Genomic DNA, 9,667 nt, shown 5'->3' with positions numbered 1-9,667 from the left:
CGGCGGCCGGGGCGGCCGGCCGGCGCGGGGTCCGCGGCGGCCGATCGTCGCCGCCGGACACCGGGCGGCGCGGGCGCGGCGCGTCGTCCCACGCGAAGTCGTCCCCCGGGTCCGGTCGCCGGAGGCGACGGTCGGGGGACGGACGGGTCGAGCGGGGACGACGGGACTCGTGCATCGCGAGCATCTGACGGTAGAGGCACGTCGGCCCGACCGCGCTGCGCCGCCGTGCCCTGCAAGCGACCCTGCACGCCCCGGGGCGACGGTGGGCCGAGCGGGACGGTCGCGAGCCGCCCCTCCCCGCCGCTGACGCGGCTCCGGCCCGGCGCCGGCTACCGTCCCCACCGTGCGTGCCCTCTGCCGCCTCCGCCCGGTCCGCTGGCTCGGCACGCTGGTGCTGCTGGGGATCGTGCTGGTGGCGGCCGCCAACGTCTACGTCCTGAGCGAGGGCGACGGCGCGACCGACGACGTCCGGGGCGTCCGTCACGCCCAGGTCGCGATCGTGCTCGGCGCGCTGGTCCACCCGGACGGCCAGATGAGCGGGATGCTCGACGATCGCGTCCGCCGCGCCGAGCAGCTGTTCCGGGCCGGCAAGGTCGACCGGATCCTCGTCACCGGCGATCACCGGGCCTGGCGCTACGACGAGACCGGCACGATGCGGACCGCGCTGCTGCGAGCCGGGATCCCGCCGGCGGCGGTCTTCACCGACCACGCCGGGGTCGACACCCGCGCGTCGATGGTCCGCGCCCGCAGGGTCTTCGCCGTCCGCACCGCGATCGTGGTCACGCAGGGGTTCCACATGGCGCGGGCGCTCTACCTGGCGCGCGACGCCGGGATCGACGCCCAGGGCGTCACCAGCGACCTCCACGGCTACGGCGCCCAGGCGATCCGGAGCGACCTGCGCGAGGTCCTCGCCCGCGTCAAGGCGGTCGGCAGCGTGGTGCTGGACAGCGACGTCCGGGGCGGGCCGCCGCACCCGATCACCGGTGACGGCCGTTCCAGCTGGGGCCCGAGCCCGCCGACGGGCACCACCGCCCCGGCGGCCTCGACGACCGGCGGCTGACCGCCCGCCCGTTGTGACGTTCCGGTCGTTCTGAGACCGGAACGTCACCGAAGACCGCCGTCGGGGGCCATCCGCGGCCCCCACCGTCACGTTCCGGTCGCTCTAGGACCGTTTCGTCACACCACCGGCGGCCGACCGTGACCCACCAGCCCCCACCGTCACGTTCCGGTCGTCGAGCGACCGCTTCGTCACGCCGCCGGCCGCCGCTCGCCCGCCCGCCGTCAGCCCCCGGCCGCCGCCACCGCCCGGTCGACGAAGACCAGCTTCTCCAGGACCGCCGGGGCGAGCACGAACGGGTACAGGTCGGGGCTGCCCATGCTGCGGTTGAGCGCGTTGAGGGCGTAGGTCAGCGGCAGCCACTGGTCGAGCGCGTCCTGGAAGGCCCCCGGCTCCGGCGCGACGATCCGATCGGCGTCGACCGCCACCGACTCGTGCACGCCGAGCGGCCCGTCGACCGAGACCCGGTAGGCCGCCGCCGTCTGCAGCGTGTCCCAGATGTGCAGGTAGTGGGCGAAGGTCTCCGCCCAGTCCTCGGCCGGGTGCATCGTCGCGTAGGCGCTGACGTGCTGCTCGTGCCAGCCGTCGGGCGCGCCCTCGGCGTAGTGGCGCTCCAGCGCGGCGGCGTAGTCCTCGCGCTCGTCGCCGAACAGGCTCCGCGCCTCGCCGAGCAGCGGGGTCCCGGCGACGACGACGGTCCACAGGTAGTGGCCGACCTCGTGCCGCAGGTGGCCGAGGACGGTCCGGTAGGGCTCGCTCAGGCGCTCGCGGACGGCTTCGCGGTGGGCGCCGTCCTGCTCGGCCAGGTCGAGGGTGATCAGGCCGTCGGCGTGGCCGGTGACGACGTGGTCCTCGGCGCTCGAGAGCAGGTCGAAGCCGAGCCCGCCCGCGCCCTCCTGCCAGCCGCGGATCGGCAGGCCCAGCTCGCGCAGCTCGAACAGCAGCCGCCGCTTGGCCGACTCGGCGCCGGTCAGCAGCTCGATCCCCTCGCGATCGTCGTCGCTGGGTCGCGTCCGCGTCAGCGCGCACGCGTCGCAGAGGCCGCCCGGCTCCCGCGCGAGCCAGTTGCAGCCGACCAGGCCGGCGTTCGCGCAGCGCCAGCGCCGCGGCGACCCGGCGGCGACCTCGATCAGGCCGTCGCCGTCGTCCGCGGGCCGCAGGGCGACGACCTCGCGAGCCACCGGGTCGAAGCCCAGCGCCGACCCGCAGTGCAGGCAGTGCGAGCTCTCGAAGGTGACCAACCGGCCGCAGACGGTGCAAGCGAAGGCACGCATGGCGGGGATGGTGACGGTCGCCGCCGCTCGACGGAACGTCGCGGCCGCACGACCACCGGAACGTCACATCGAGCGCCGCCACTGGCCAGGCAGCCAGGCGTTCACGCGCGGCGGCCCCGGACCCGCGAGAATGTCGGCATGTCCGACCAGCGGGTGACGATCGAGATCACCGACCATGTCGCAGACGTCCGCCTGAACCGTGCCGAGAAGCACAACGGCCTCGACGTCGCGATGTTCCAGGCCCTGCGCGACGCCGCGGCATCGCTGCGCGAGAACCGCGACGTCTGGGCCGTCGTGCTCTCCGGCGAGGGCCCCAGCTTCTGCGCCGGCCTCGACGTCCAGGACGCCGTCCAGAGCGGCGCGCTGGCCCAGGCCGACAACCTCGACCAGCGGCTCGAGGGCGAGCTGGTCAACCTCTACCAGGCGGTCGCCTACGACTGGCGCCGCGTGCCGGCGCCGGTGATCGCCGCCGTCCACGGCAACTGCTTCGGCGGCGGGCTCCAGATCGCGCTCGGCGCCGACATCCGGATCGCCGCGACCGACGCCAAGCTGTCGGTGATGGAGATCAAGTGGGGCCTGATCCCCGACATGGGCCTGGCCGTCACCCTGCCGCCGCTGGTCCGTCAGGACGTGGCCAAGGAGCTGACCTTCACCGGCCGTGTGATCTCCGGCCTGGAGGCCCGCGAGCTGGGCCTGGTGACCAAGGTCGCCGAGGATCCGCGCGCGGCCGCGCTGGCGCTCGCCACCGAGATCGCCGGCAAGTCCCCCGACGCCACCCGATTCGGCAAGCGGCTGCTGAACGACGCCTGGTTCGCCGACGACGCCGACAGCCTGCTGCTCGAGTCGCGGCTGCAGAAGGCGCTGATCGGCTCGCCGAACGCGATGGCCGCCGCGACCGCGGCGTTCACGAAGCAGCCGGGCGAGTACGTCACGCCCGAGCTGGTCGTCGACTGATGGCCGCGCTGACGGTCTACGAGAAGCCGACCTGCACCACCTGCAGGAAGCTGCACGCGCTGCTGGTCGAGCGGGGCGTCGACGTCGAGTCGGTGAACTACCACGTGACCGGTCTGACCGAGCCCGAGCTGCGCGGCCTGATCGCCAAGACCGGAGTCGCGCCGCACGAGCTGCTGCGCAAGCGCGAGCCGCTGGTCAAGGAGCGCGGCCTGGGACCGGAGACCGATCCCGACGAGCTGATCGCGCTGATGGTCGAGCACCCGGCGCTGCTGGAGCGCCCGGTCGTCGTCCGCGGCGACCGCGCCGTGCTGGCGCGGCCGGTCGAGCGGGTGCTCGAGCTGCTGGACTGACGCCGCCCGGGTCGCCGCACGGCGGGGGTGGCGTTCCGGTCGCCCGGCGACCGGTTCGTCGCGCTCGCGCTACGCCGCCGGCCGCTGCGCGTCGAGGCGGTCGTCGTCGCGCTCGTCCTCGTCGTCGGCCCAGTCGAACTCCTCGACCTCGCCGGGCTCGCGGCGGCGCAGCAGGACGACCGCGCCGGCCACGACCAGGATCGGCGGCAGCGCGAAGGCCAGCGCGAGCGGCCCGCTCAGGTGGTGGGCGAGGACCGTGACGATCGCGGTCACGGTCGCCGGCAGCGCGTCGACGGCGAGCACCGACGTGCTTCCTAGACGTGCCCGCCGGAGGCCGGCGGGTGGTGGCGCAGGCGTCCGGCCCGGTCGAGGACGGCGGTGGCCACCTCGGCCAGCAGCCCGGCCCCGGAGGCCGGCGACGCGGCGGTCGCCCGTCCGACCCGGCCGAGCCGCGCCGACACGACCCCGGTGGCGACGATCAGCAGCGCGACGATGCTCAGGACGAGAAGGATCGCCGGGGTCCAGATCCAGCCGGGCACGTCGTCCTTGCGCTCGATCTGGAGGATCTTCTGGTCGAAGATCATCGGCCGCGTGACCGTCGGCTCGACCGGGCGGCCGGCGAACCCGACCGCCGGATCGGCCGGCATGTAGACCGGGACGGCAAGCATCGTGCGGCCCTCGTGGACCCGGATCATCGTCTTCCAGTTGCCGGCCAGCGGGGCCCGCTCGCTGGTGGTCCACGAGCCGTCCGGCTGGCGGGTCAGGCGGTCGACGTAGCTGCCCTTGCCCTGCCAGGCCATCGCCTGCACCCAGTGGGCGTCCCGGGCGATCGACGGCGGGTCGAAGCGGACGCTGAGGTTGCCGGTCCGCTGGACGCCGCCGTAGCCGGGGCCCTCGGTGTCGCGGACGTCGCTGACGGTGATCGTGGCGGTGACGTCGCTCGGCGTCGAGACGCTGAGGGCGTTGACGGCCAGGACCACGACGGCGATCCCGGCCAGGCTGGCGGCGACCCGAGGACGCCGCAGCGCGGCGGCCAGCCCACCGCCGGCCACCGGCGCCGGGGCGGACCCGAGCAGCGCCTGGACCATCACGGTGCTGAGGACGCCGCCCGCGATCCCGGCCACGACCGCGGTCGGGACGCCCTCGGGCAGCAGGTGCGTGGTCCACGGCAGCGGCATCGCGACCTGCGACCAGCCGTACTCGGCCGCGAAGCCGACGGTGCCGACGACCGCGCCGGAGACCGCTCCGAACAGCATCGGCCGGCGCCAGTCGCCGCGGACGGCGAGCAGCTCGATCGCCAGCGCCTCGACGATGAACAGCGGCATCGACGGCATCGACTGCCCGAGCGGGCCGCCGACCAGCAGGCTCAGCACGCCCATCACCGGGATGTAGATCGCGACCGCCGCCAGCGCGCCGCCGCGGCCGCCCCAGAGCCGCGCCAGGACCAGGCCCTGGGCGGCGGCGAAGGCGAGGATCAGCGGGTGCCAGACCATCCGGTACTGCGGCACGCCCCAGTCGAACTCGCCGAGCAGGACCGCCCAGGCGAACAGGCAGATCGCCCCGAGCAGGACCGGGATCGGGCGCATCGTCACGCCGCGCGGGTGCAGCAGGTCGCGACCGGCGGCCCGCGCGCCCTCGACCAGCAGCAGCACCGCGGCGACGACGCCGAGGATCGCGCAGCCGATCATCTGCACGTGGGTCGGGCCCCAGAGCGTCACGTCCTGGCCGAAGATCCGGTGCCAGACGTCGTCGAGCGGGAAGCCGAGGAACGCGAGCGAGGCGGCCACCAGCATCAGCGCGGCGCTGACCGGCACCGGCCACAGCCCGCGGATCCGCAGCGACGCGCGGCTGGCCCGGGCCTTCTTCGCCGGCGCCATCCCGATCGCCAGCAGCGCCGCCTGGAAGAGCCCGAGCAGTCCGATCAGGATCGGGTAGTGGGCGGCGGTCCCGAGCGGGCCCTCGTCGCGGCCCTGGTCGATGTGCAGCGCGACGTCCCAGGTGACCCCGAAGAGCGCGAGCGCGATGAAGGCGATCCCGGCGATCGCCGGGACGGCCGACCAGCCGGGGATCCCGAGCACGCGCTCGGCGATCCCCTCGACGAACCGCAGTGGTCGGGCGCCGCCGGCGCGGTAGGCCACGATCGCCCACAGCGTCAGGAGCGTGATCACGGTCGTCGCGACGCCGACGATCGCGATCTGCTCGAGTGGCGCGCCGCCGACGGGCTTGGTCGCCGCCTGGGCGAGGAGCGAGGTCATTCGAGGGTCTTCCGTTGCGGTGGTCGTTCGGCCGGTCGCGGACCACCCGGTCCGCCACTCCCTACGCTGCCGTACCTACGGAAGCGTATCCGAGATCCGGTGCAGATGTGTACCGCTCGGTACGCTCTTGGTTACGCCGACTCTCCGGCCCTCGCTCCGTGACCGACCGCACACCACGCCGGCCCTCGGAGCGGATAGAGCCGACGGCCCGAACTGTCACACTTGGCGGGTGGCCCCTCGCCCTCGCCCTCCCGTGCGTCGCCGGCGGCCCGCGCCGCGGCTCCCGCCGGAGCAGCGCCGCGAGCAGCTGCTGGACACCACCCTCGGCCTGATCACCGAGGCCCGCTCCTTCGACCCGATCTCGATGGAGTCGGTCGCCCGCGCGGCCGGCGTCACCAAGCCGGTCGTCTACGACTTCTTCGCCAACCGCGGCGAGCTGCTGGCCGCCCTGCTCGAGCGCGAGGAGCAGCGGACGCTCTCGGAGCTGGCCGAGGCCATCCCGAGCCCGCCGTGGCTCGACATCGACCCCGACGACGTGCTGCTGCACGCGATCGGCACGTTCCTCGACGCGGTCCGGCGCAACCCCAGCCGCTGGCTGCTGATCCTGCACCCGGCCGAGGGCTCGCCGGAGGAGATCCGGCACAAGGTCGAGGAGATCCGCGAGGGGATCGTGCAGCTCGCCAAGGAGCTGCTGACGATCGGCCTGCGGGTCCGCCGCAGCTCGACCGACATCGACATCGACCTCCTCACGCGGCTGCTGATCGGCAACGCCGAGGAGGGCGGCCGGTTGATGCTGCTGCACCCGACCGACTACACGCCCGAGCGGCTGCTCGACTTCACCAAGTGGCTGATGAGCACCATCCCGCGAGCTGCGCCCTACCCGACCGGCATGAGCGCCGCGATGGCGGAGCTGGCCGACTCCGACAGCGCGGAGCCGACCACCGCCGACGGGACCTAGCCCGCGGCCACCGTCGCCGGCTGCGACGCCCGCGCGTCGCGACCGGCCGCGACCAGCGAGCGGATCGCCGCGGTCGTGCGCTCCGGCGCCTCGACCGGGGCCATGTGCCCGACGGCGTCGATCTCGATCAGCTCGTGGACCTGCGGCAGGCCGTCCGCCATCCGCTCGCTGTGGACCGGCGGGGTCAGGCGGTCGTCGCGGCCGACGATCACGGTCGTCGGCACCGTCAGCGCGGCGAGGCCCTCGGAGAGCTCGAGCCGGCTGAGCGTGCTGCCGGTGTTCGCGCGGACGTCGCGCGGGCAGCGCAGGACCATCTGCTCGCAGAAGGCGACGGTCGCCGGGCTGGCTGCCCCGCAGAGCGCGACGTAGCGGACGATCCGCGAGGAGATCGGCGTCGGCCGCTTGGGCAGCGGCACGCTGGCGCTGAGGGCCAGCTGGCCGAGCTCCTGCTCGATCCGATCGCCCAGGCCGGTCGCCGGCAGGATCAGGGACGAGCTGATCAGGTCGCCGACGCCGGTGCTGAAGAGCCCGGCCGCGGCGACCCGCTCGGGCAGCTCGTCGGCGTGCTCGGCCGCCCAGGCGACGATCGTCATCGCGCCCAGCGAGTGGCCGACCAGCGTCGCCCGCTCGCCCGCCGGGACGGTCGCCCGCAGGACCGCGTCGAGGTCGTCGCGGTAGGCCTCGATCGAGTAGTCGCGGCCGCCCGACGCGCCGCTGCCGCCGTGGCCGCGCATGTCGTAGCTGACCAGCCGCAGCTCGCCGGCCAGGGCCTGGAGCTGCAGCGTCCAGAACTCCAGCGCGCAGGTCCAGCCGTGGATCAGGACGACGGTCGGCGCGTCCTCCGGCCCGATCACCCGGACCCGCAGCGCCGTCCCGTCGTCGGCGGCGACGGTCACGTGGCGACCGCCGAGCTCGTCGAGGTCGCGCTTCAGCGGCAGGCGCGCCGGATCGCGGACGATCCGCCGCCGGTCCCACGCGTAGGCGGCGGTCCAGGCGCCACCGACGGCCAGGGCGGCCAGGGCGGCGGGGTGGCGGGTGCGTCGGGGGGCCATGCGGTGCTCCGTCCTCGTGGGAGGGCCCGCTCTCGGACCACGCTCCCGTTCCTACGGAACAGTAGCGAAGCGCGACCGAAAGGCTACTGGCGCGTAGGAAGGCGGCCCTCGGTGGCCGGCTCGCCCGCTGCTCCGCCACCGGCCGCCCTGCGCCCGTCGTTCGCGAGCGGGCCGCCGTCGCCGGCCGCGACGCCCTCCTCGACCGTCCCCCGCGCCGACCCTGGTGGTGGTCGCCCGTCGGTCTCGACGATCTCGGCGTCGGGCGAGGCGTGCCCGATCGAGGCCAGCGCCAGCGCGCCCGGCAGCGCCGGCAGCCAGGTCGAGATCAGGCGCTGGGTCAGGCTGGCCAACAGCGCGATGCCGGACGGGACGTCGAAGGCCACGAGCATGCCGAGCAGGCCGGCCTCGACGCCGAGGCCTCCGGGGATCGGCAGCAGGTTGGCGACCTGGCCCAGCAGATAGGCCATCAGCACGTCGAGCATGTTCGGCGACGCCCCGAACGCGTGGCAGGCGACCCACAGCACGCCGGCGTCGGCGAGCCACCAGAGCGCGCCGCCGATCACCGCCGGGTCGCGCTCGCGGACGAGCGTGACGACGCTGCGGACCGCGTCGTCGAGGGTGCCCGGGATCACCGCGACCGCCTCGGCGATCCGTCCCTGGCGGTTGGCCGTCCGGCGGGCGAGCGACCGCAGCCCCGGCCGTCCCGCGACGGCGATCAGCAGGATCGCGCCCGCGATCCCGGCCGGGATGATCGTGATCGCCGCGTGCGCGTGGCCGAACAGGTACAGCGTCACGCCGGTCAGGAAGATCAGCAGCAGGAACCAGACGTAGACGATCGCGATCTGCGCGGCGACCGTCGCGGCGGCGGTCCGCGAGTCGAGACCGTGACGGCGGAGCGCGAAGGCGGTCGCCGCGATCCCGCCGGCCCCGGCGGTCGCCAGCAGCCGGGTCGCGGCGACGCCGGCCAGCGTGATCCGCCAGCTGGTCACCCGCGGCAGCTTCAGGCCCGACCAGCGGGTCGTCGCCCCGAAGACCGAGACGTAGCCGGCGAACGAGACGATCTCCAGCGCGACGCCGGCGATCAGCCAGACCGGGTCGCCCTTCTTGACCTTCTCCCAGGTGTCGCCCAGCCAGCTGACGTGCGGCGCCAGCAGTCGCACCGCCAGCAGCAGGAGCAGCATCGCGGCGATGCCGATGACGATGTGCTTGAGGCCGGAGCGCAGGTCGATCCGCGGGCTCGCCTCGGCCTCGGCCTCCTCCGCCTCGACGACGTCGGTCAGCGACGTCGGCGGCTCGTCGGCGGCGTGGTCCGGCGACGCGGCCGGCTCGGCTCGCTCGGCGTCGGACGGGTCGGCCGCCGGCTCCCCGCCGACCGGCGTGGGCGGCGCGTCGTCGGTGGACGCGGCTGGCCCATCGACCCCGGAAACGGGGTCGGAGGCGAGCGAGGGGCCGGACCCCTTCTCCGCCGAGGGGTCCCCGCGCTCCTCGGGATCGGGGGAGGTGTGCCGCCGCCGCTGCACTCCCGCATCCTCGCACGGGCGACGGACCGGCGCGGGTGGATGGGACGCCGATGGTCCCCCACGCGTCCACCCGCGGTCCACCAGAACGGCGTACGCGAGCGTCGCCGACCGCTCCTCGCCCGCCGCCGGCCCGGGCCGGCGGGGCCCGTCGCGGCCAGGCGCCGCGCGCGGACCCAGGTATCGTCCAGCGCCCACGCGGCGGCGCGAGGGAACGCGGTGGGAGTCCGCGACGGTCGCGCCACGGTGA

Annotated in this window: 9 protein-coding genes; 4 read left to right on the top strand and 5 right to left on the bottom strand. The window is 74.9% G+C overall.

Annotated features, from left to right (window positions below; all coding sequences use genetic code 11):
* Positions 1–343 precede the first annotated feature (343 nt).
* Positions 344–1,060 carry a SanA/YdcF family protein gene (locus PAI11_RS10205; RefSeq protein WP_007573953.1) on the top strand — a complete coding sequence of 239 codons (717 nt, stop codon included), beginning with the start codon at positions 344–346 and terminating at the stop codon, positions 1,058–1,060.
* 221 nt (positions 1,061–1,281) lie between these two features.
* Here the strand turns inward: PAI11_RS10205 and PAI11_RS10200 are convergent, their stop codons facing one another.
* Positions 1,282–2,331 (bottom strand): zinc-binding metallopeptidase family protein, encoded by a 1,050-nt coding sequence (locus PAI11_RS10200; RefSeq protein ID WP_007573952.1) that lies wholly within the window; start codon positions 2,329–2,331, stop codon positions 1,282–1,284.
* A 138-nt stretch (positions 2,332–2,469) separates the two neighbouring features.
* Here PAI11_RS10200 and PAI11_RS10195 point away from each other — a divergent pair, with 138 nt between their 5' ends.
* Both PAI11_RS10195 and PAI11_RS10190 read left to right on the top strand, forming a co-directional pair.
* The gene (locus tag PAI11_RS10195; protein WP_007573950.1) at positions 2,470–3,285 is read left to right on the top strand and encodes a crotonase/enoyl-CoA hydratase family protein; all 816 of its coding nucleotides are present in this window, start codon (positions 2,470–2,472) and stop codon (positions 3,283–3,285) included.
* Entirely contained in the window at positions 3,285–3,635 is a 351-nt protein-coding gene (locus PAI11_RS10190; RefSeq protein ID WP_007573949.1) for an arsenate reductase family protein, read from the top strand. Before PAI11_RS10195 ends, PAI11_RS10190 begins: the two co-directional genes overlap by 1 nt.
* A gap of 69 nt (positions 3,636–3,704) precedes the next feature.
* On the opposite strand, the gene PAI11_RS10180 is transcribed toward PAI11_RS10190, so the two are convergent.
* Both PAI11_RS10180 and PAI11_RS10175 read right to left on the bottom strand, forming a co-directional pair.
* On the bottom strand, positions 3,705–3,938 hold the full coding sequence (locus PAI11_RS10180; RefSeq protein ID WP_007573946.1) for a hypothetical protein: 234 nt from the start codon (positions 3,936–3,938) through the stop codon (positions 3,705–3,707).
* Between the two features lie 11 nt (positions 3,939–3,949).
* Positions 3,950–5,890, bottom strand: coding sequence for a hypothetical protein (locus PAI11_RS10175; RefSeq protein WP_007573944.1), 1,941 nt, complete (start codon positions 5,888–5,890; stop codon positions 3,950–3,952).
* A 229-nt stretch (positions 5,891–6,119) separates the two neighbouring features.
* On the opposite strand from PAI11_RS10175, the gene PAI11_RS10170 reads away from it, so the two are divergent.
* Positions 6,120–6,848, top strand: a complete 729-nt coding sequence (locus tag PAI11_RS10170) for a TetR/AcrR family transcriptional regulator (protein ID WP_138974212.1) — start codon at positions 6,120–6,122, stop codon at positions 6,846–6,848.
* On the opposite strand, the gene PAI11_RS10165 is transcribed toward PAI11_RS10170, so the two are convergent.
* Both PAI11_RS10165 and PAI11_RS10160 read right to left on the bottom strand, forming a co-directional pair.
* Positions 6,845–7,900 carry an alpha/beta fold hydrolase gene (locus PAI11_RS10165; RefSeq protein WP_007573938.1) on the bottom strand — a complete coding sequence of 352 codons (1,056 nt, stop codon included), beginning with the start codon at positions 7,898–7,900 and terminating at the stop codon, positions 6,845–6,847. The two genes, PAI11_RS10170 and PAI11_RS10165, sit on opposite strands and share 4 nt — an antisense overlap.
* 83 nt (positions 7,901–7,983) lie before the next feature.
* Positions 7,984–9,420 (bottom strand): lysylphosphatidylglycerol synthase transmembrane domain-containing protein, encoded by a 1,437-nt coding sequence (locus tag PAI11_RS10160; RefSeq protein WP_007573936.1) that lies wholly within the window; start codon positions 9,418–9,420, stop codon positions 7,984–7,986.
* Between the last annotated feature and the right edge of the window lie 247 nt (positions 9,421–9,667).

The sequence above is a fragment of the Patulibacter medicamentivorans genome (genome assembly GCF_000240225.1).
Classification (GTDB): Bacteria; Actinomycetota; Thermoleophilia; order Solirubrobacterales; family Solirubrobacteraceae; genus Patulibacter; species Patulibacter medicamentivorans.
Note: the sequence above shows the minus strand (reverse complement) of the source record. Positions and strands in the feature narration are given on the sequence as shown.

Excerpts from the sequence above, each read along its gene's own strand:
- PAI11_RS10195 (WP_007573950.1), top strand. The coding sequence starts at position 2,470 with ATGTCCGACCAGCGGGTGACGATCGAGATCACCGACCATGTCGCAGAC.
- PAI11_RS10200 (WP_007573952.1), bottom strand. The coding sequence starts at position 2,331 with ATGCGTGCCTTCGCTTGCACCGTCTGCGGCCGGTTGGTCACCTTCGAG.
- PAI11_RS10190 (WP_007573949.1), top strand. The coding sequence starts at position 3,285 with ATGGCCGCGCTGACGGTCTACGAGAAGCCGACCTGCACCACCTGCAGG.
- PAI11_RS10175 (WP_007573944.1), bottom strand. The coding sequence starts at position 5,890 with ATGACCTCGCTCCTCGCCCAGGCGGCGACCAAGCCCGTCGGCGGCGCG.
- PAI11_RS10165 (WP_007573938.1), bottom strand. The coding sequence starts at position 7,900 with ATGGCCCCCCGACGCACCCGCCACCCCGCCGCCCTGGCCGCCCTGGCC.